Below are 20439 nucleotides of genomic sequence, written 5' to 3' on the forward strand. Positions count from 1 at the left end.
AAGCCACCGTACTAAGTGTTCGCGATTTTCGAGCGCGACCGAGTCGAAATTTGCCAGCCGCCGTCAACCGCGTCGGCCGAATCGGAACGCCTCGAGGACGACTGCGACCGATCCGACGACGGCGACCGCGATCGCGCCGAACTGGAGTCCGATCACGAACGGCGAGTCGGTCGCACCCACCTGGTGGTCGTCGTGATCGTGATCGTCGTGATGGTCTACGTCCTCCACCGCGTGATCGCCGTGGTCGTAATCGCCGGAGGGGACAACGGTCGCGTCGAACCACTCGCTGACGAACTGCCCGTCCGGTGAGGCGGTGACTCGAAGCGCCCACGGGCCGTCGTCCGGAAGCGACTGGACCGTCGCGTACGTGCCGTCGTCGGTCTCCTCGAGTTCGAACTCGATGGTCGCGTCGCCGTTCACCGCGTCCGCGAGTACCCTGACCGTGCGATCGGAGTCGAGGAGGTCGCCGTCGCGGACCGCCGTGGCCTCGACCGCGTCGCTACCGCCGGGATCGTTCGAGAACGCAACCTCGAAGACGATCGGCTCTTCCGCCTGGAGGAGGAATCGGTCGTCTCCCTCCGCCGTCGACCGCACCTCGGCGGGGATCGCGAGCAGCGTCACCGCGACGTCGTCGCCCTCGCGTTCGATCGCAGCCGTCGACGGACCGTCGTCACCGCCGACGACGGCGGCGGTCGGCGCGGACGTCAACAGCCCGGACAGCAACAGGACGACGACGAGCACGACGACCTCGAGACGAACCGTCCGCGCGAACGTGACGATCGAACCGGTAGGGGACTCGAGTCGGCGCAGGAGGACGAACCGGGTGAGTCCGCCGAGGCCGAGCGCCAGCAGGACCAAAAGCGTCTTCGCCGAGAGCGAGCGGCCGTACAGGGTGTCGGCGAGGGCGGACGCGGAGGGGACGTGCCAGGCGGCGAGGACGAACCCCGTCGCGCCAGCGAGGGTGACCCCGGAGAGCGCGAGCAGCGAGTAGCGTCGGACAGTGGCGGCCGCCGCCGCCGTTCGTTCCTCCCGGTCGGTCGCGCGCAGGGCCGGCACCGCGACGAGCGCGAGGACGACGAGGCCCCCGACCCACAGGCCGGCACCGCCCACGTGAGCGACGTCGACGGCACCACCCTGCAGTCGATCGACGGCCGTCGCCGAGTGACTGGTCCACCCGACCGTCACCGCGACGACCGTCGCACCGAAGGCGGTAGCGGCCAGCCACGTCCGGCGAGAGAGCGCGCCGAGAACCGCCGCCGCGAGCACCCCACAGAGTGCGATCGCCGCCGCGAGCTGTACGAGCCACGTGCGACCGAGCGGCGTCTCGAGGAACAGCCCGAGCGTCTCGATCGAGAGCGGCCCGATCGACGCCGCGCGCGCGAGTCCGAGCCCCAGCGCCGACGCGAACAGGAGAACGCTCGCGCCGGCGAGGACGCGCGTCAGTCGACGGTCGACGACGCGCGTCGGACGCGCGGGTGAATCCAGCCGGCGAACGACCGGATAGACCGCGACCGCCGCGGTGATCGGTCCGCCGACGAGACCGACGAGCGCGACCAGCACCAGCCCCTTCGAGCCGACCGCGAGCATCGACAGCTCCTCGTCGGGCCCCTCGTCGTCCTCGTAGGACTCGAGAACGGCGTCCCGATCCAGCGGTTCGTCGCCGACGCTGAAGAAAAACGAGCCGGAGGTCGTGTGGCCGTCGTCGGCGAGGACCTCCCAGTCGACGGCGTACATTCCCTCGACGTCGTCCGCGTCCTCGAGCGGAACGGAGACGACCCGTGCGTCGTCCGGATCGACCGCGGCGTCACCGCTTATCACTTCGCCGTCGGGGTCGGTGACGGTTACGTCGGCGACCTGTACGCCGTCGCCGGAGAACGAGAGCGTCACCGCGTCGGGGAGTTCGTCGACCTGTTCTGCGTTTGCGGGATCGGACTCGCTCAGGTACGCGTGGGCGGCGATCGGGGTCGCGACGCTCGCGAGAGCGAGTATCGAAAGCGCCACGACGACGAGAACCAGCGAGGTGCGGATCGCTCCGGTCGCTCGCGTCGGTTTCGACGCGTCGCGGTGCGAACGACGACCGACGGGTCCGCCTTCGCGCATCGGTTATCGCGTCCGTCCGGTGTATCCGGTTCCGGAGTCGCCGACGTACTGGACGGTGTCGACGCCGTCGCCGACCTCGACCTGCTCGACGAGTTCCCGTTCGGTCATGTCGATCACGGCGACCGTGCCGTCCGCGTCAGCAGGGGTAAAGAAGTAACCGCCGCCCGAAACGCCCGACCGATGGAGGTGGTGTGCGTCGTCCGGACGGACGATGTCGCCCGCGTCGAGACGAGTCACCTCCTCGAGTTCGTCGAGGTCGACGACGACCGCCTCGGGAGTCATCGTGTTCGCGGTGAATCCGTAGAGGGTTCCGTCGGCCTCGTAGTACCGCAGCGCGTCCGGTCCGCCGTCGATCGAGATGGAGCCGATCTCCTCGTTGTCGTCGTCGGTGACGTCGAGTACGCGAATTTCGTCGCCGTCTAACACGCCCATGCGCTCCTCGTCGGGGGTGAGGTACATCCCGCCCGAGAAGTCGAGCTCGTCGACGATCTCGTTCGCGTCGGTATCGACGACGGCGGTGACGTCGCCGTACTCGAAGTACGCGAGTCCGTTTTGGGGACTGTAGGCTTTGTAGTGGGTTCCGCCCTCGTCGCCGAGTTCGATCGAGTCGGATCGTTCGTACGCCTCGAGATCGATGACGTGGACCGCGGGGTCGTTCACGTTGGTCGCGTACCCCGTCGACCCGAAGTCCTCGTGATAGAGCAGTTTCCCGTGACCCTCGCCCTCGAGTCCGGCGTCGACCGTCTCGGCGACGTCGTGGGAGTCGGTGTCGATGACGTAGAACGTCCCCTCGTCGTCGGCGTGCGCCCAGATCTCGTCGTCGTTGGGGTGGTAGATGTGGGTCGCACCCGGGCCGATGTCCACTTCCGAGACGATCTCGCGCGAGTCGGTGTCGATCACGAGCACCTGATTGAGCGAGTCGTCGATGGCGAAAATCTGTGCGTAGTCGTGCGTGATCTGCGTATCTCCCCAGTCGCGGCCGTCGATTCCGTCGGTGAGCACGTCGACGACCTCGCCTTCGTCCGGATCGACGATCGCGACGGCGTCCGGTGCGAACGCGTAGGCGAACCCCTCGCTGCCCTCGCCGTCACCGGTTTCACCGTGATCGTGATCTCCGTCGTCGCTCCCGTGATCGTCGTGCTCGTCGTTCCCGTTTCCGTTTCCCTCTCCGTTGCCGCCCAGACAGCCGGCGACGGCGATCGCGAGTCCGCCACTCACTCCCTGCACGAACCGCCGTCGTTTGACGGGATCACTCATGTGCGATATTTCCCGCTCCTCCGCGTATTTATTTCTGGTTCGATCCTCGAAAAGATGCGTGACTGGACGGATACAGACCTCGATTATCTGAGACGAAAGCGCCGACGAAATTCAGTTCACAGCGGAATCAGTGAGATCCGACGATCCTTACTGGGCTCGATGCCCGCTCTCGAGCAACTCGTCGACGAGTCTGGTGAACCGATCCAGCAACCGATCGGGAACCGTCGGCTCGACGGCCCGCAACAGCTCGGCGGTGCGCTCCGGTTGTGCGAGTCGAAGCGATACCTGATTTCGTTCGTCGTAGGATTTTTCGACGATCCCTCGTTCGACAAGTCGATCGAGGTGGTACTCGAGGGTGCTCCGAGCGACCTCGAGGTCGGCGGCGACGGTCGCGGGGTCGATCGGTTCGCGTTCGATCAGGTGGACGACGATCTCTCGCGTCGTCTCCCGGCGAAACAGCGCCAGGGCGGCGCGCTCCCACTCGTCGTACTCGGGCGGGTAGTAGTGGGTTCGTCCGTAATACTCTCGTCTGACGAGGTCGTTCGCCTCGATCAGTCGGCGGACGTGGTACTGGATCTGTCCCGGGGCGAACTCCGACTCCCTGACCAGTTCGTTGAAGTGGATGCCGGCGTTCGCCCGAACGTGTGCTTCGATCTGTCCTCGTGTATCGCTCATGGGCATCGGAGTGGGTGAGTACGCGGACCTAGCCGTTCGTCACTGATAACCGCTTGCGACCGTTCCCGGCCGATGAGAACGGGTCATATGACGGGCGGCGACGATGGAACGGCCCCGCCCGCGGCCGGCGATCTGATGATCACGCCGGCGGAGGTTCAGCTCCGACGCGTTCTGTCGATCCCAGCGTGGAATGCGTCGCCCGTATCGAGAGGCTGGGTTCCACTCGCGCGCGAGCGTGTGCCAGCTCGAGATGAAAATCAAACGGATTATTCATAGTATATCATATTTCGAGCGGGGATAATCTTGTATCCGCCCTGCTATTCACAATTATAGACCTATCTTTTGGTAAAAATACCTATGTAACTATAAGATAATTATATTACTGTTGGGAACATCCGTTGGAATGTGATGTCCGACAAAGACACCATGAAAGATTACCTCGCAAAGCACCCACGAATGATCGGCGTCCTGTTCACCCTGTTCGTCCTGCTCAGTCAGGCGGGCACGGTCGTCGCAGGAACCAACAGCCAGATGGGACCGTAAGTTCGAGGGTGAGTTAACTCAAGCAGGAAGCGACGCACTTGTTCTAATACGAATTACTCGGTATTACTCGAGAATAGCCGGGCCGATACCGTCGTTCCAGTGAAGCGTACCATCCGTGAGTATCGGTAGCTCCGTCCAAGTCAAGTATTCGTGAATCGGTCGATCCTCGACGACTGTGGCTGGCGTGACCCCTGGTGTGAGATGTCGATCCGCGACTGACTCGAGATCCGAAGCGGTCGACGTTCCAAGTTTGAACTCTTTCGTGGAGTAGGTTCGAATCCCGAAACTAAACGTGTCCTCGTCGTACCGGTCAAGTTCAATAAGCCCAGGTGCGCCACCGTCTGATTGAGCGATGTCCGCTGAACCGTCGCCAACGATGAGATACTGGTCACCAAGGGCAGTGTTCTCCTGGGCAATTTCGAGTGCTCCCCGAAGCGGGAATCCGCGATTGAGCAACCGGGCCATCGTTTCGCCCGCCTCGACCGCGTCTTCGTTCACGACGTCGCTGTACGTACTCACACCACCGAACGCACCGCGCCGAGTCAATGCGAGTCCCTGTTCGTACGAACGACACGCGTTCAGGAAGAAAACGCCGAGATCGACCGATTCGAGTTCTCTCACGTCCAGGTCGCCGTCGGAACATCGGATTCCGTCCTCGGTCGCGTGTCCGATATAATGAAGAAAGTCGTAGCCGCCGTCGGTGAGTAACGATGCAAGACGATTCGATTCGACGCCGAACTCTGAGTGAATTTCGAACGGGAGTTCGTCGCGGATACCGTAGGTATCCCCGAGAATGTCGTGCTCGTCGATCATGCGCACGTCGTTACAGACGAGGAGGATCTCGATCGATTCGTTGCGCTCATCGCGGACCAGTTGGTTTTGATACGCCTCGATTGTCGCCTTGGACGCGTTGTGCGGAACGTTCTTCCCAAACCAAGCGTGTTCGATCGATTCGTCCGTGACGTCGGGGACGACGAACGTCGATCGCTCGTCGAACGACGACGGCGATCGATAGTCGGTCGTCGATCGGACCAGGCCCGCGTTTGCAGTCTCCGGCCGAGGAAGCGTATTCGGCGTTTGGCCGCGAGCCTCGCGGACGATCCCGAGTTCGTTGACGACGAACGGCAGTACTTCGATACTGGCTGGTTCGTCCGGTACGTGCGCCGTGAGGGGCCAGCGCGGGACGTGGGGTTCGAGCAGTTCGTACGGAACGTCGAGAAAACGTTCCAGGCGAACGTCGAGGGACTCGTCGTACGTCTCGGAGAGATCGAACGGAAGCTCGTCCTCCAGGATCGAGCGCTCGAGGAGATCGTACTGAAAGATTCCTTCCGTCCTGGCGAGACAGTCGAGGAGGAAAAAGCGCTTCAACAAGTTGGCGATCTCGTCTCCGAGGGCACCATTCGATCCAAGAGGACGTTCGAACCGGGACGTCTCGAGTCGTGGTCTCTCTCCGGTTTCGATCGTTGCACCAAGAAAAAAGGCGAGCGGCGTTGCCTGATAAATCGCCAGATACTCCCTCGGTACAATTAGCTTCACGTCGCTCGACGGTCGGTCAATGTCTGATGGTACACTCAGTTCCTCACCGAGTTCGATCAACGGCGGATGGCCGCGGAGCGTCGGCCAGGTCCGCTCGGGCGACGTCGTTTTCAGTGCGGACGGGAGCATCGAGACGGCCTCTGCAATCGAGTCAACGTCGGGTAGCGTCGTTATCGTTCCTGCCGGACGGTCGTGGGGTGACCTGGCGCCGAGTTCGACCGTTTCCGTCCCATCGAACGAGATACGCACCGACGAAAGCCCGATATCGATCGTACCCGGGCAGTCGACGCGAACGTAGAGTTTGATCGGGGCGCTCAAACCGATGAACTGTGTTCCTCCCTCGAGCGAAGCCGTTTCTCCGACGTCGAAGTTCGACACTGCCTGTCCAGTCTCGTCGTGAAGTGTCGCAGCGAAGTGTTGATCGAAGAATAGTTCATTCGTCTCGATCGGTGACGACGTATCGACCGGGAACGGGAATTCGTCGCTTTCGGTCGGAGTAAGCGAAACAGGTTCGGACGTTCGGATCTGGAGGTGGCGCTGCTCGAGCGGATCGTGAACCTCGAGCCCAGCGGGGTCTGCGGTTTCTTCGAACTCGATCGTCATGTCTCCTCGTGATGAGTTAGTGATCCATTCGTGTGCACCGGTAAAAAGGGTGGCATCGGATCGAACGCTGTGTCGTCGTCACGCGGAGGCCGAGATCGACCGGGGTGAGAACTCGTAGGAACTATCGGAGGCGTCCAGAATTTCCAGTGATGAACCGAGACTCGGCGTCGAAAGTCGGACTTCGATACCTCCGGTTGGCTCCGATACTCCCTCTCAGCCGTCGTCCGTCGTGGTTGCGGACGAAAGCGACCGGAACGCGGTCGTCGGGAACCGCGGTTCGATCGCGCTCGGCCGTCGACCCGTGCCGTTGGCCGGCAGCGGCACGCGCTCGATCACTCCCCGATCGGCCAGTTCGTACAGAAACCGCTTGACGGTCCCGGCGGTCAGCGACGAACGCGACGCGATCTCGTCGGCGACCTCGCGAATGGGCCGATCGTCCGAGTCGATGGAGACGAGGTGCGAGAGAACCTGCTGGCGCGTCTCCGAGAGCGCGAGCGTCCGATCCACGTGAACGCCGTCCTCCGGAACCGCCGCCTTGGCTCGCTCGAGGTGGTCCGGTTCGATGCGGTCGGCGCCCTCCTCGCGTGCGTACGCCGTCGCCGCGAACACCGCTGCGAGCGCGTCGTGGGCGTTTCCGTCCGCCCACATGGCGAGGTTTCGGACGGACTCGTGGTCGATGACGCCCGGCGCGAGCGCGGTCGACGTCCGATCGGTGACGACGTCCACGAGTTCGTGGTGGCGGTACGGCGGCACGGAGACGGTCGTGGCGCTCCAGTCGTCGGGCGGCATCGCCCCGACCGCCACGGGCGAGACGCTGTCGTCGACGGGCTCGAGCAACTCGCAGACGCGGTCGTACGCGAGGGTCTCCGGCTCGTCGTGGTGGTCGATCGCGACGACGGCTCGGCGGTCGTGGCGGGCGAGTCGATCGCACAGCCGGTCGTGAAGTGCGCCGGTTCCGATTCCGCTTTCGGGGACCGGTTCCGGCGAGATCACGGACAGGAGCGCGCGATAGAACGCGAACGAGCTCCCGACGCGGCGGGCGTCGACGTAGACGAACCACGTCGTCGGTTCGGTGCGTTCGCCGCGGGTCGTCGTCCGAATCGACTGGCTGGACTCGCCGAACCGGTCGTTCATCGCGTCGAAGAGCGCGACGACGATGGCCGACGTTCCGGCTCCCGGCGGCCCGACCACCGCGACGGGTGACGGCAGCTCGCCGTCGAACACCGGCTCGAGCGCGTCGAGCAGCTGTTCGAGGACGGGGCCGCGGCCGACCGGCTCGGGTCGGTGGACGACCGGACTGAGGTGGTCGTGATCGACGACGACTCCCTGGTCCTTGTGTGCGGATCGTCGCCGGGCGATGCGTTCCTGGAGGTTCATTCGTCGGTCCCCGTCTCGACGAGCGCCGCCTCGAGCACCTCGAGGGTGTGGGTGATCTCGTAGCCGGTTCCGTGTTCCATCTGCATCGAGCAGGTCGGACACTCCGTGAGTCCGGCCTCGGCGTCGGCGTCGGCCATGTGCTCGAACATCTCCTCGCCGATTTTCATCGACGTCTCGTAGTTTTCGGCCTTCCAGCCGTACGTCCCCGAAATCCCCGAACAGGAGTCCCCGACGTCGTGAACGTCGACTCCGTCGATCGCGCTCATCACTTCGATCGTCTGTCCATTGAGACCCTGATTACGTGAATGACACGGTGCGTGGTAGGCGAACGAATCGAACTCGTCGTCGACGGACGTCCCCGCGAGTTCGGCCTCGAGGTCCTCGTGGACGCGGAGGTACTCCACGGCGTCCCAGGTGGTTTCGGCGACGGTCTCGGTGTCGGCGAAGTCGAACAGCTCCGGATACTCCTGTCGGATCGACATCGAACACGAGCTACAGGAGGCGACGACGTCGGCTCCGTCCTCGATGGCCGCGGCGAGTTCCGCGACGTTCGTCTCCGCGGCCCGCCGGGCGTCGTCGAGCATGCCGTTTGCGAACATCGGCGTACCGGAACACCGCTGGTCGGGGACCAGCACCTCGTAGCCGAAGTGCTCGTAGACCCGAACGAGGGCTTTGGCGACCTCGGGCGTGTTGTAGTTCGCGTAGCAGCCGTGGAAGTACGCGATGCGCTTTTCGGCGTCGTCCGCGTCACCACCGCGCTTTGCTCGCGCCTCCCGCGCTCGCTTTTTCGAGGCGGCGTTGCCGCCTCGCGTTTCCCACCACTCGCGAAACGTCTCCGTCGCGAACTCGGGGAACTCCCGTTCGCTCGTTACGCCGAGCAGCTTCTCGCCGATCCAACGGGTGATCGACAGTCCCATCACGGCGTTCGCGGTCCTGGGGAACGTCGACGCAAGCGGCGCGAGTCGACGGTAGTTTGCGAGCATCCGGTTGCGGAGGTACTCGCGCGAACGTTTGCTCATCCGCTCGTCGACGTACTCGCCTCGAGCGGTGTTGTGCATCTGTGAGAGCGGCACCGACGACGGACAGGCGCTGTCACAGCGCATGCAGTTCGAGCACTTCATCACCGACTCGTCGACGTCGCGATCGTCCTGCCGTTTGAGCCGCCACTGTTCCGGTCCCTGGAACTTCGGCCCCGGGAACTCGTCGTCGACCGCCGCGACGGGACAGTTGGTGTCGCACGTCGAACACTTGTAGCAGTTGTCCGCCCCCGGCCGGAGGTCCATCTCCTCGGCCTCCGGAAACACCTGGATCGGCTCGAACTCGTCGGTGCTCCCGTCCGGTGCGTCGTCGATCGATCGTTCTGCGTCGCTCATTGTCTCACCTGAATCAGTCGATTGCGGTCGGCGTCGGTCGGCGGCCGTCCGCGCGGGTCGGTCGATCCCGGAGCTCGTCCGCGGACCGACGAGTCGGCCTCGATCATCGGCTCACCTCCTCGGCGGCCCGGGTCCCGGCGACGTATCCCGTCGCGATCGAGACGCCCGCACCCGATTTCTCCGCCGCGAAGTCGTACCCCCCGAGGACGGCACCGGCGGCGCGCAGGTTCGAAAACTCCGGCTCCCCGTTCGGATCGAGCGGTCGGAGGTCACGATCCGGCTCGAGGCCGAAGCGCGCGTACGGCTGTTCCCCGAAGACGTCGTCGACGAACCAGTCGTAGCGGTCGTCGGCCTGTGGAACGTGACAGTCGAAGATCGGCTCGAAGACGCCATCGCGATCGGATTTGACGCCCTTTCCGACCAGTCCGCCGGTCGCGAGCACGTACTGGTCCGCGCGGTGGGGAATCTCGCTGCCGTGGCGGTCGACGACGACGTGATCGATCCGGTCGCCGTCGGACTCGGACGCGCCCCCAGCGACCAGCTCGTAGTCGATCACCGGAACGCCGGCGGTCACGCGAACGCCGTCGTCCGAGAGCGCATCGAACAGCACGTCCTCGAGTCGCATCCCCGCCAGGCTGGGCGGCCCCGTCGGCACCTCGAAGACGTCGACGCCGAGGGCGTCCGCGAGGTACGACCGGACTTCCGCCGGGCGCTCGTCGCCCAGGACGGCGGGAAAGCCGATCCGGGATTCCTCCCCGAGGCGCGCGTCGACGGCAGTCGCGAGGGCCGTCCGAGCGCCCATCCGCCGACCGCTCGTCCGGACCCGTTCGTCTTCGTCCAGGAGGTGTGCGTACCTGACGAGCTTCGCGTCGTCACGGTCGATCCCCGGAAACGAAACCGTCTCGCCCCGTGTGGAAAACGGGACGCCGGCTGCCTCGAGGTGACTCGCCGAACGCGGCGCGTCGAACGCCGGGAGCGTCTCGAAGCCGACAAACAGCGCGTCGCGCTCGTCGCTCGCCAGGCCGGCCGCGGTCGCCGCGGGGTACCTGGCGGTGGGCTTTACGGTTCCCCCGGCCGTCGGAACGAGCGCGTTCCTGTCGGTGTGGTTCCCCGCGTAGGCGTCGCCCGCGACGCCGTCGAAAAACGACAGCGCCTCGCGAACGGCGTCGACGCCGACGCGACGGTACGGGTGACTCTCGGGGAGGTTCACAAGCGCGTCGAAGGGATCGACCAGCGGTCCATCGCCGTCCGGCCCGTACCCGAGGACGTCGATCAGCCCGCTCGCGTGACGCAGCGTGCTCTGTTTGTACGTGACGAGGCGGACCCGCGCGTCGGGATCGGCGTCTTTGGCCGCGAGCGCCGCCGTCGCGCCCGCGAGTCCGCCGCCGACGACGAGCACGTCGTCCTCGATCGCCATCTATCGCCCTCCGTGGTCGAACGCGGCGTACTCGAGCGGTTCCGCCGCGTCGGCTGGATCCTCGTCCCGGTTCATCGTCGTCGCAAACAGCGCGTAGTTGAGCATCGCCTGCGAGAGCTGTTCCCCCCAGAGGGCGTGTCGCTGGCCCTTCCAGCGCTCTTGAATCAGTTCGTCGAGCGCCGCCCTGGCCGTCGGTTCGTCGTACTTCGGGTGGAGTTCGTTCGCCATCGGGCCACAGCAGAAGCCGCCCTGGCAGTTTCCCATCGACGCGCGGGTCCGTATGCGAACCGCGTTGAGATCCGAGCCGGACTGAGACACTGCGTCGCGAACTTCCGCGCGGGTGACCCCCTCGCAGGCGCAGATCACCGGATTCGCCTCGTCGGTCTCGAGCACCTCGCGCGAGCGGCTTCCGAGTCGCTGCTTGCTCCGGCGAGCGATCGGCGATCGGAGCCCGAAGTCGTCCATCCCCTCCTCGAGAATCTCGAGATTCTCGCTTCCCGGTAGCGGTTCCGTCGCGGTCGCACAGGAGGCGTTCACGCCGAGTTTCTCGCAGACGTGATCGGAGATCTCCTCGGCCATCGCCCGGTAGGTGGTGAACTTGCCGCCGACGATGCTCGTGATTCCCGCGACGCCGTCGCGCTCTGCGTGGTCCAGCAGGAAGAAATCGCGCGTGATGTCCGTCGGATCTCGCGTATCCCGCTCCGGCGGTTCGTACAGCGGTCGAACGCCCCAGAACGAGCGGATCGTTCTGGCCTCCGTGAGGATGGGAACGAGTTCCGAGAGCGTGTCGATCATCGCGTCGACCTCCCACTCCTCCTCGGGGTAGTCGTCCGGATCGGACACCTCCTCGTCGGTCGTCCCGAGGATCGCCGTCGTCTCGTGTGGGACGATGATGTCGGCGTCGCCTTTGGGCCGACAGCGGTTGATGACGGTGTCGACCTGTCGCACGTTCATGATCGTCATCACGCCCTTCGACGGACGAACCTCGACGTCGAGGTCGGCCATCGCCCCGATCCGGCCGGCCCACGCGCCGGTGGCGTTGACGACGTACTCGGCGGTGATCTCCTCGGTACTTCCCGGCGTTCGGTGGACGCGCGTTCCGGGCCCCGAGTCGTGGCGCACCTCGACGCCGTAGACGTCGTCGCCCTCGCGCAGCAGGTCGATCACCTCGGCGTGCGTTTCGATTCGCGCGCCGTGAGCGCGCGCGTCGATCGCGTTCGCCACGCAGAGTCTGAAGGGATCGACCGCGCCGTCGGGGACTTCGATCGCCCGTTTCACGTCCGTCGCGAGATACGGTTCGACCTCGCGGGCTTCCCGTCCGGAGAGAACCCGCGCGGGTATGTCGCAGGCGCGACAGCCCTCGAGTTTTTCCTCGAAGTACGCGTCGCTGTCCTCCGGGCGCTGGACGAACAGCCCGCCGGTCAGTTCGACGCAGTGGCCGGCGATCTCCCGGAGGATCTCGTTTTCCTCGATACACTCGGTCGCGCTCGCCCGATCGGAAACCGCATAGCGTCCCCCGCTGTGCAAGAGGCCGTGCATCCGGCCAGTAGTTCCGTCAGTGAGATTGCCCCGCTCGACGAGGGTGACCTCGAGGCCGCGCATCGCCAGATCCCGGGCGATTCCGCAGCCGGTCGATCCCCCGCCGACGACGAGGACGTCCGTATCGGTTGCCATCCCGTTACCGGAACCTTGGTTCCCCCATCCTTTATTTTATCGGTGATGCCCCACCACCCATAACAATTGGTCGGACGACCCCGGAACGCCTGCTCATCGCGACCGCCGACCGAAGTCGACGCAACGGTCGAGCGCTCTCCGGGCCGTTCTCGACGATTTTGCGGCGGTGGGGATCGGTCGCGCGTCCGACGGACGCGGATCGCGGGTATGCGAACGTTTATAACGATCGTCGAAACCATTTACCAGTAATATGGAACCAGCAGTAAATATAGCTCGAGGCGGCCCTCCGGGTGGGAAGCGGTGACCGACGAGACCTACGTCGGCGCGGTCGACCAGGGGACGACCGGGACGCGGTTCATCGTCTTCGACCACGGCGGCCGGGTCGTCTCGAACGCCTACGAGACGCACGAACAGCGGTATCCGGAGCCTGGGTGGGTCGAACACGATCCGCTCGAGATCTGGGAAAATACGAAAGCCGTCATCACGCGCGCGCTCGGGCAAGCCGGTATCGCCCCCGAACAGCTCGAGACCATCGGCGTGACGAACCAGCGGGAGACGACGGTGCTGTGGGACGCCGACACTGGCACCCCCGTCTACAACGCGATCGTCTGGCAGGACCGGCGAACGACCGAGCGCATCGAACGCCTGGAAGAAAACGGCGCGGTCGAGGCCATCCGATCGAAGACCGGCCTCGAGCCCGACGCCTACTTCTCCGCGACGAAAGCGGAGTGGTTGCTCGAGGAGGCCGATCCGATCAAGATGGAACGCGCCCGGCCCGCGGACGTCCGCGACCGCGCCGAGCGCGGCGAGGTCCTGTTCGGGACGATCGACAGCTGGCTGATCTACAACCTCACCGGCGAGCACGTCACGGAAGTGACTAACGCCTCGCGGACGATGCTGTACAACGTTCACGACCTCGCGTGGGACGACGAACTTCTCGAGACGTTTTCGATCCCCAGAGCGATGTTGCCCGACGTGCGCCCCTCGAGCGACGACGAGACGTACGGGACGACCGATCCCGACGGATTTCTCGGGGCGGCAGTGCCCGTCGCAGGGGCGCTCGGCGACCAGCAGGCGGCGCTGTTCGGCCAGACCTGCTTCGATCCCGGCGACGCGAAAAACACCTACGGCACCGGCTCGTTCTTCCTGATGAACACCGGCGAGGAGGCCGTCGCGTCCGACCACGGTCTGCTCACGACGATCGGTTTCCAGCGTTCGGGCGAGCCCGTTCAGTACGCCCTCGAGGGAGCGATCTTCGCCACCGGAGCCGCAATCGAGTGGCTCGAGGACGTCTCGCTGATCGACGAGCCGTCCCAGACCGCAGAACTCGCCCGGAGCGTCGACTCGACCGACGGCGTCTACGTCGTTCCGGCGTTCACCGGCCTCGGAGCGCCCCACTGGGATCAGCGCGCGCGAGGGACGATCGTCGGCATGACCCGGGGGACCCGCAAAGAGCACATCGTCCGCGCGACCCTCGAGTCGATCGCCTACCAGACCCGCGACGTCGCCGAGGCGATGGAGGCCGACTCCGGCATCGAGATGACCGCGCTGAAAGTCGACGGGGGAGCCGTCAAGAACAACTTCCTCTGTCAGCTCCAGTCGGACATCATCGGCACGCGGATCGTTCGGCCGGTCGTCGACGAGACGACCGCGCTCGGGTCCGCCTACGCCGCTGGCCTGGCCGTCGGCTACTGGGACGACCTCGAGGAGCTGCGCAGCAACTGGCGGGTCGACCGCGAGTTCGACCCCGAGATGGACGAAGACCTCGCGGACGAGCGCCACGAGCGCTGGAGTCAGGCCGTCGATCGCTCGCGCGACTGGGCTCGAGACGAACGGTGACGCGGTTTCGATCGCTTCGAGCGTCGACTCCTCGGGCTCGTCGAGATCACCGGTGGCTGTCGGCTCTCGGCGACGTTCTCGGGTCGAACCGACGCGCGCCTCGAGTCGACCTACCAGACGAACGAACGGTTCCGCTTTCGGAACGTTTGATACCGTCTGTCTGAAACCTCCACCGTGACTCGCGCCCGCCTGTTCGCCTCCCTCTGTGGCCTGGTGTTCTTTCTCAATCTCGCCAGAATTATCTTCGCGCCGCTGCTCGACGTCTTCATCGCGGAGTTCGGGATCGGTGAGGCGACCGCCGGGCTGATCGTGACGCTGGCGTGGGTCGGCAGCGCGTCGCTCCGGCTCCCGACCGGGTGGCTCCTCACGAAGGTACCGCGCCACCACATCGTTCTCGCGTCCGGCACGATTCTCGCGGTCTCGTCCGCGATCGCCGCGACCGCGACGACGGTCCCGCACCTGATGGCCGGGGCGTTCTTCATGGGCATCGCGTCGGGCGTCTACTTCGTCTCGGCGAACCCCCTGCTGAGCGAACTGTATCCCGAACGCGTCGGGCGCGCGATGGGGATCCACGGCGGCGCGAGCCAGATCGCGGCGGTGATCGCCGCCCCGCTGGTCGCGCTCACGCTGTTCGTCGACTGGCGGCTCTCGCTGTGGACGATCGCCGTCGGCGCGGCGCTGGTGACGATCTACACCTGGTTCGCCGCGAAACGAACCGAGATGCCCCGGGCTGGTGAGGCCGACCGCGACTTCGTCGCCGGCGCGCTCTCGGAGTGGCGACTCATCGTCACCGCGCTCGCGCTCGTCGGCGCGACGGTGTTCGTCTGGCAGGGCGTGTTCAACTTCTACGAGCTGTACATGCAATCGAAGGGGCTCTCCGGTCGACAGGCGTCGGCGATGCTCACGATCGTCTTCGTCGCCGGCGTCCCCTCGTTCTACGTCGGCGGCGACCTCGCCGACAGGCTCCCCCACGTCCCCTACCTGCTGGGCATCGTCGGCACGTTCTCCGTCTGTCTGTTCGCGCTGACGCTGGCCGAAGGCCTGCTCGCGATGGTCGCACTCTCCGCGATCGTCGGCTTCGTCATCCACGTGCTGTTTCCCGCGGTGGACACCTACCTGCTCGATACGCTGCCCGATTCGACGCGAGCGAGCGCCTACGCCGTGTTCAGCTCGGTCTGGATGCTCACGCAGGCGCTCGGCTCGTCCGTCCTCGGCGCGTTCATCGAGGGCGGATACACCTACGACGGCGTGTTCGCCGCCGCCGCCGCCTTCCTCGCCGCGTCGGTGGTCGTCCTCACCGCCCTCGAGCGGGCGGGGCGACTGCCGAGTTGAGCGGCGGCGAAATCCGAATCGCTCGAAGTGCAACGGGTCGGTGGCCGAAACCGTGCCGGTTGACGACGTCAGATCTCGAGTTCGATTCGCGATCGAGAACGCGAAAGCGAATCGTCCGACGACAGTCAGAGACGCGTTCGGCCCGCGGAGACCGTCAGTACGTCTCGACGTCGACTCCGGGCGGTTCGAAATCGTCGACGGTTCGCGTGAAGACGGGTTCGTCCAGTACGTCGGCCGCCGCGGCGATCTGTGCATCGTTCCATCCGATTCCGCTGTCGACACCCGCGGCGTCGTCCGCCGCCGCGAGAAGTCTACCCGCGACTCGAGCGATTTCCTCGTCGGTGTCTATCAGACGGAGCTACGAAGTTCGCACCGACGAACTGAGCGACCGTGCTGGTGAGCCGCTCACGACGAGAGATGCGACCGCTTTAGGCTGCTCGTCCCCGACGTGGGAGTATGACAGCCGATCCGCCGCTCGTGCTCGACGTCGACGGGACCCTGACCCGCCCCGACGCCTGGGGGATCGATCCGCGCATCTTCGATCCGATCCGCGAGTGGGACGGCCCGATCGTGATCGCCACGGGAAAGGCCTTCCCGTATCCGATCGCTCTCTGTCACTTCGCGGGCATCCCCGAGCTGGTCGTCGCCGAAAACGGCGGCGTCGTCTACACCGGCGACGACGTCTTCGTTACCGCCGACCGGGCGGCCGCGCGCGCCGTCGCCGAGGCCTACCGCGACGCCGGCTACTCGCTCGGCTGGGGCGACGAAGACACCGTCAACCGCTGGCGCGAGACGGAGGTCGCCGTCAGCAGGGACCAGCCCCTCGAGCCGCTTCGCGAGATCGCCGCCGACCACGGCCTCGAGGTGGTCGACACCGGCTACGCCTACCACGTCAAGGATACGACGCCGAACAAGGGCGACGGCGTCGTCCGGATCGCAGAGCACGTCGGGTTCGATCCGGGCGACGCCGTCGCCGTCGGCGACTCCGTCAACGACGTCTCGACGTTCTCGGTCGTCGGCCGCAGCTTCGCCGTCGCCAACGCGGACGACGACGCGAAAGACGCCGCCGACGAAGTGCTCGAGGACGCACACGCCGACGGCACGCTCGCGGTGCTCGAGCGCGTTCGAGGGTCGTGAGTTACTCAAGTTTGAGGGTCGTGAGTTACTCAAAATCGATTTTGAGCGACGGAAGTAGTTACGTACGCCGGGATCGAACGGGGAGGTAACGACCACCGCCGCCCCGATCCATGTCACGACTCCTCCCCACGACGTCGAACGCGTCGACCGACCGGACGGGCCAGCCGTCCCTGCTGTGTATCGACGACGACCGAACGAGCGAAGTCCTCGCCGCGCTCTCGTCGGAGACGGCCCGGACGATCTTCCGGGAACTGAACGACCGTCCGTTGACGGCGACGGCGCTGGCGGACCGCCTCGAGATGTCGATCCAGAGCGTCAGCTACCACCTCGAGAACCTCTCTGCGGTCGGCCTCATCGAGGTCGCCGACACCTGTTACTCCGAGAAAGGTCGCGAGATGGACGTCTACACCGTCTCCTCGGAGCCGCTGGTGTTGTTTCTGGGCACCGAAGACGACCAGCCCGGCCTCCGGGTGGCGTTCAAGAACCTCGCCGTTGCGGTCGGTCCCGTTTCGATACTCATCGCCCTCTGGGAGACGCTGGTCCGACTCGTCGGCTCCGACGCGAGCGGCTAACGGAGGCGGATCGTGTCGTCTCCAGATACATTCCGGAGCGTTTATGATTTCTGGCGCGGGCGTCTCGAGCGGATGGTCGATCGAATCGAGCGCCGCGAGGACGTCGACGGCTGTGCGTGCCTCGAGTGTCGGGGCGTCAGCGCGGGCGTCACGCGGCGGCGAATCGGCGACGTGCTCCTGTGGGCCGTCGGCGTGCTCCGTAACCGGCGCTCGATTCTCCTCGTCTTTCTCGCGGTCGCCGCCGTCCAGTTCGTCGGGTTCGTCGGACCGCCTGCAGTCGAAGTCACGCTCAGTTTCGTCGTCTTCACGGGCGGTCTGTTCGCCCGCAGCTACGCCGGGACGATCGTCGCGGGCGAACTCGTCGACCGACGATACGCGCCGACGACCGCGGCGGCCCACGCGCTCCGTCGGCTGCCGGCGGTGGTCGCGACGCTGCTTTTCACGTTCCTTTCGACGATGGCTCTCACCGTCGTCGGCGTGCTCGCGGGGGCCGCGGTGCTGTTCGCCGACTCGCCGGTCGTCACCGCCGCCGGAATCGTCGCGCTCGCCGTCACCGTCGTCCTCGTGATCGTCGTCCTCGTCAAGTTCATCCTCGCGCCCGAGGCGGTCGTCGTCGGCGGTTACGGACCGATCGCCGCGCTCGCCGTGAGCTGGGGACTCGTCTCGTTCCGACGGCGGACGACGATCGTGCTCGTCAGCCTCGTCGTCGCGATCGCCACCGCATTCGCGATCACCGAGATCAGCGCCGCCACGGCCACCCACCCCGTCGTCGGCTCGCCGCCGACGCGGCTGGTCGTCCTCGCGGGAAGCTCGCTCGCGACGTACCTCTCCGGCGCGATCACCGCGATCGTATTCGCACACCTCTACGTCCAGCGGATTCTCGAGTGATCGGCCGTCCGACGCGAGCGGTCGAAATCGATCGGATCGGCGCTTCCGGTCGGGCCGCATCCGGCGCAGACGACGATCGAACTCGTGGACGTGATCGGTATCGCCCCCTCGTCGTCGATCACGAGATCGCGGTCGGATTCGCGCTCGAGACGGCCGTCGCCGCTCGAGTTCGAAGGGCGCGATCCGGCGTCAGTGATCGTGGTCGTGGTCGTGATCGTGGTCGTGTCCGTGGCCGCCGTCGCTCGCCTTGCCGAGATCGCCGCCGGCGACGAGCGCGTCGTGGTCGCCCTCGATCATGTCCATGTTCTTGAGCGTGTCTCGCTCTTCGAACTCCTCGACGGCGTTCAGCAGGTCCTCCTGGGTCAGTGTCGTCCGATCCTCGGTCAGCGCCTCGAGGACGGCCTCCCGGAGCACCATCCGGAGGTCGCTGCCGGTCAGGCCCTCGGTGATCTCGGCGATGAGCTGGGGATCGAACTCCTCGATTCGCATCTGGCGGGTGATGACCCGGAGGATGTCCGTCCGCATGTCGTAGTCGGGTTTGGGAAAGTTGATGATCTCGTCGAAGCGCCGCCAGGCCGCGTCGTCGAGTTGGTCTGGATGGTTGGTCGCGCCGATCAGCAAAACGTCGTCTTCGATCAGCGAGATGTTGTCGATGCTCTTGAGCAGCGTGTTGACCGCCCGCTTCAAGGCGGCGTGTTCGTCGCTTCGGCGGGTCTTGGCGACGAAGTCGAACTCGTCGATGAACAGAATACACGGAGAAAGTCGCTTCGCCACCTCGAAGGTCTTGTCGACGTTCTTTGCGGTTTCGCCCAGGTACTGGGAGGTGATCATCGAGAGTTTGACCTCGACGAACGGCAGGTCCATGTCCCGCGCCAGCGCCTGTGCGGTCGAGGTCTTGCCGGTGCCCGGCGGGCCGACGAACAGCAGTTTCCCGATCTCGCGCAGCCCGATCTGTGCGAGGTAGTCGCGGTGTTCGATCGCCTTGGAAATTTTGTCGATCTCGGCCTCCTGTCCGTCGGTGAGCACGAGGTCGTCGAGCGTGATGTCGACCTCCTCGGGCGCGCGAACCTCGACGAGGTCGAGCATCTCCTCGTCCTCTTCGTCGTCGAAGTACTCCTCGAGCAGGCCGTCGATCCAGACGCGGTCGGCCTGGATCGGCCGGTTTCGATCGCGAGCCTCCTCGTGGTCGACGTCGAACGCGGAGCCGTACTCGTCGTGTTCGTCGAAGTGTTTCGCCAGCGTGGGATTCTCGCGCAACCGTTCGTCGTCGGCCCGCTCGACGAACCAGCGCTCGGCCATCCCCTGCTCGGCGAGCGTAACTGTTCCGGAGAACTCGTCGCGCTCGGTGAACATCAGCTCCGAGACGGCGTCCCACGGCTGATCGACGCCCGTGGCCGCCCGCGCGGCGCTGTTGGTCGCCGACAGCGGTCGACTGATTCCGGAGCGATCGGGTGCCCCCTGACCGCCGTCGCCGTCGCCGCTCGCGGTCCAGAATACCTGGCGAAACGACGGCGGTAAATCGTTCTCGTCCAGCGTCCTGTCGTCCGAATACACGCTCGTCGTGAGCAGAAACTCCACGACATCGAGCGCCGCATCACTCATTCGGTCCACGTACTCACTACACGCTCTTAACAGCGTCGTCCTGTCGTTCGCCCGACTGTCAGCGTCACCCGTCGTCCAACCACCGCGTTGGGCTCGTCCGGGTAGCGGCACAACGGTTTTCGTCCATCGGCTCACACACAGTGATATGAACGTCCTAGTGGGTCTCGGCGGCAGCGACGAATCGGACAAGACGCTCCGGCGGACGATCGAGCGAACGCAGGAGGTCGGCGACGAGTTGACGGTGGCCGTCCTCGAAAAACCCGAGACGAAACGCTCACAGGACGAGATGTACGACGTCGCAGCGCGGCTGCTCGAGAACGAACGCATCGACGCGGAGATCGTTCGCCTCGAGGGCGATCCGGGCAGCGCGTTGGTCAACTACGCCGAACAGGGCGAGTACGACCAGCTGGTGATCGGCGGCGGCACGCTGAGCCCGATGGGGAAGATTCAGCTCGGACCGATCACCGAGTTCGTCCTGTTGAACGCCCCGACGACCGTCAAACTGGTTCGATAA

At 65.5% G+C, this 20439-nt stretch carries 16 protein-coding genes; 7 read left to right on the plus strand and 9 right to left on the minus strand.

Annotated elements, in window-relative coordinates:
- Positions 1-63 precede the first annotated feature (63 nt).
- The 3 genes from EA472_RS05070 to EA472_RS05080 all read right to left on the minus strand — a co-directional run bounded on the left by EA472_RS05070 (position 64) and on the right by EA472_RS05080 (position 4032).
- Complete coding sequence (locus EA472_RS05070; RefSeq protein ID WP_124190436.1) at positions 64-2100, minus strand: copper resistance CopC/CopD family protein; 2037 nt, start codon at positions 2098-2100, stop codon at positions 64-66.
- Between the two features lie 3 nt (positions 2101-2103).
- On the minus strand, positions 2104-3357 hold the full coding sequence (locus EA472_RS05075) for a hypothetical protein (RefSeq protein ID WP_124190437.1): 1254 nt from the start codon (positions 3355-3357) through the stop codon (positions 2104-2106).
- 147 nt (positions 3358-3504) lie between these two features.
- Entirely contained in the window at positions 3505-4032 is a 528-nt protein-coding gene (locus EA472_RS05080; RefSeq protein ID WP_124190438.1) for a winged helix-turn-helix transcriptional regulator, read from the minus strand.
- A gap of 408 nt (positions 4033-4440) precedes the next feature.
- On the opposite strand from EA472_RS05080, the gene EA472_RS23215 reads away from it, so the two are divergent.
- Entirely contained in the window at positions 4441-4575 is a 135-nt protein-coding gene (locus EA472_RS23215; RefSeq protein WP_279387169.1) for a DUF7503 family protein, read from the plus strand.
- Between the two features lie 63 nt (positions 4576-4638).
- On the opposite strand, the gene EA472_RS05085 is transcribed toward EA472_RS23215, so the two are convergent.
- The 5 genes from EA472_RS05085 to glpA form a co-directional block, all read right to left on the minus strand.
- Positions 4639-6714, minus strand: coding sequence for a hypothetical protein (locus tag EA472_RS05085; RefSeq protein ID WP_124190439.1), 2076 nt, complete (start codon positions 6712-6714; stop codon positions 4639-4641).
- A 213-nt stretch (positions 6715-6927) separates the two neighbouring features.
- Positions 6928-8091, minus strand: a complete 1164-nt coding sequence (locus EA472_RS05090; RefSeq protein WP_124190440.1) for a Cdc6/Cdc18 family protein — start codon at positions 8089-8091, stop codon at positions 6928-6930.
- Complete coding sequence (locus EA472_RS05095; protein WP_124190441.1) at positions 8088-9464, minus strand: anaerobic glycerol-3-phosphate dehydrogenase subunit C; 1377 nt, start codon at positions 9462-9464, stop codon at positions 8088-8090. Before EA472_RS05095 ends, EA472_RS05090 begins: the two co-directional genes overlap by 4 nt.
- Positions 9465-9567: 103 nt before the next feature.
- Positions 9568-10881, minus strand: a complete 1314-nt coding sequence (gene glpB / locus EA472_RS05100) for a glycerol-3-phosphate dehydrogenase subunit GlpB (protein ID WP_124190442.1) — start codon at positions 10879-10881, stop codon at positions 9568-9570.
- A complete protein-coding gene (gene glpA / locus EA472_RS05105) occupies positions 10882-12555 on the minus strand; it encodes an anaerobic glycerol-3-phosphate dehydrogenase subunit GlpA (RefSeq protein ID WP_124190443.1) in 1674 nt (557 codons plus the stop codon).
- Positions 12556-12855: 300 nt separating this feature from the next.
- Between glpA and glpK the strand changes: the two genes are divergently transcribed.
- From glpK to EA472_RS05130, 5 genes are all read left to right on the plus strand, one after another.
- The gene (glpK, locus tag EA472_RS05110) at positions 12856-14394 is read left to right on the plus strand and encodes a glycerol kinase GlpK (RefSeq protein ID WP_124190444.1); all 1539 of its coding nucleotides are present in this window, start codon (positions 12856-12858) and stop codon (positions 14392-14394) included.
- 174 nt (positions 14395-14568) lie between these two features.
- On the plus strand, positions 14569-15726 hold the full coding sequence (locus EA472_RS05115) for an MFS transporter (protein ID WP_124190445.1): 1158 nt from the start codon (positions 14569-14571) through the stop codon (positions 15724-15726).
- Positions 15727-16182: 456 nt separating this feature from the next.
- Positions 16183-16863: an HAD-IIB family hydrolase gene (locus EA472_RS05120; RefSeq protein WP_124190446.1), complete on the plus strand. Its 681-nt coding sequence runs from the start codon at positions 16183-16185 to the stop codon at positions 16861-16863.
- Positions 16864-16973: 110 nt separating this feature from the next.
- On the plus strand, positions 16974-17435 hold the full coding sequence (locus EA472_RS05125) for an ArsR/SmtB family transcription factor (RefSeq protein WP_124190447.1): 462 nt from the start codon (positions 16974-16976) through the stop codon (positions 17433-17435).
- 72 nt (positions 17436-17507) lie between these two features.
- Positions 17508-18323: a hypothetical protein gene (locus EA472_RS05130; RefSeq protein ID WP_124190448.1), complete on the plus strand. Its 816-nt coding sequence runs from the start codon at positions 17508-17510 to the stop codon at positions 18321-18323.
- Between the two features lie 189 nt (positions 18324-18512).
- Here EA472_RS05130 and EA472_RS05135 read toward each other — a convergent pair whose 3' ends face one another.
- The gene (locus tag EA472_RS05135; RefSeq protein ID WP_124190449.1) at positions 18513-19925 is read right to left on the minus strand and encodes an ATP-binding protein; all 1413 of its coding nucleotides are present in this window, start codon (positions 19923-19925) and stop codon (positions 18513-18515) included.
- A 145-nt stretch (positions 19926-20070) separates the two neighbouring features.
- Between EA472_RS05135 and EA472_RS05140 the strand changes: the two genes are divergently transcribed.
- Entirely contained in the window at positions 20071-20439 is a 369-nt protein-coding gene (locus EA472_RS05140; RefSeq protein WP_124190450.1) for a universal stress protein, read from the plus strand.

This window comes from Natrarchaeobius oligotrophus (assembly GCF_003841465.1).
In the GTDB taxonomy this organism is placed as follows: domain Archaea; phylum Halobacteriota; class Halobacteria; order Halobacteriales; family Natrialbaceae; genus Natrarchaeobius; species Natrarchaeobius oligotrophus.

Bases quoted from the DNA above. Each gene is read 5' to 3' on its own strand.
- EA472_RS05090 (WP_124190440.1), bottom strand. From the start codon at position 8,091: ATGAACCTCCAGGAACGCATCGCCCGGCGACGATCCGCACACAAGGAC.
- EA472_RS05085 (WP_124190439.1), bottom strand. From the start codon at position 6,714: ATGACGATCGAGTTCGAAGAAACCGCAGACCCCGCTGGGCTCGAGGTT.
- EA472_RS05135 (WP_124190449.1), bottom strand. From the start codon at position 19,925: ATGAGTGATGCGGCGCTCGATGTCGTGGAGTTTCTGCTCACGACGAGC.
- EA472_RS05075 (WP_124190437.1), bottom strand. From the start codon at position 3,357: ATGAGTGATCCCGTCAAACGACGGCGGTTCGTGCAGGGAGTGAGTGGC.
- EA472_RS05120 (WP_124190446.1), top strand. From the start codon at position 16,183: ATGACAGCCGATCCGCCGCTCGTGCTCGACGTCGACGGGACCCTGACC.
- glpA (WP_124190443.1), bottom strand. From the start codon at position 12,555: ATGGCAACCGATACGGACGTCCTCGTCGTCGGCGGGGGATCGACCGGC.
- EA472_RS05125 (WP_124190447.1), top strand. From the start codon at position 16,974: ATGTCACGACTCCTCCCCACGACGTCGAACGCGTCGACCGACCGGACG.
- EA472_RS05095 (WP_124190441.1), bottom strand. From the start codon at position 9,464: ATGAGCGACGCAGAACGATCGATCGACGACGCACCGGACGGGAGCACC.
- EA472_RS05130 (WP_124190448.1), top strand. From the start codon at position 17,508: ATGGTCGATCGAATCGAGCGCCGCGAGGACGTCGACGGCTGTGCGTGC.
- EA472_RS23215 (WP_279387169.1), top strand. From the start codon at position 4,441: ATGTCCGACAAAGACACCATGAAAGATTACCTCGCAAAGCACCCACGA.
- glpB (WP_124190442.1), bottom strand. From the start codon at position 10,881: ATGGCGATCGAGGACGACGTGCTCGTCGTCGGCGGCGGACTCGCGGGC.
- EA472_RS05080 (WP_124190438.1), bottom strand. From the start codon at position 4,032: ATGAGCGATACACGAGGACAGATCGAAGCACACGTTCGGGCGAACGCC.
- EA472_RS05070 (WP_124190436.1), bottom strand. From the start codon at position 2,100: ATGCGCGAAGGCGGACCCGTCGGTCGTCGTTCGCACCGCGACGCGTCG.
- EA472_RS05140 (WP_124190450.1), top strand. From the start codon at position 20,071: ATGAACGTCCTAGTGGGTCTCGGCGGCAGCGACGAATCGGACAAGACG.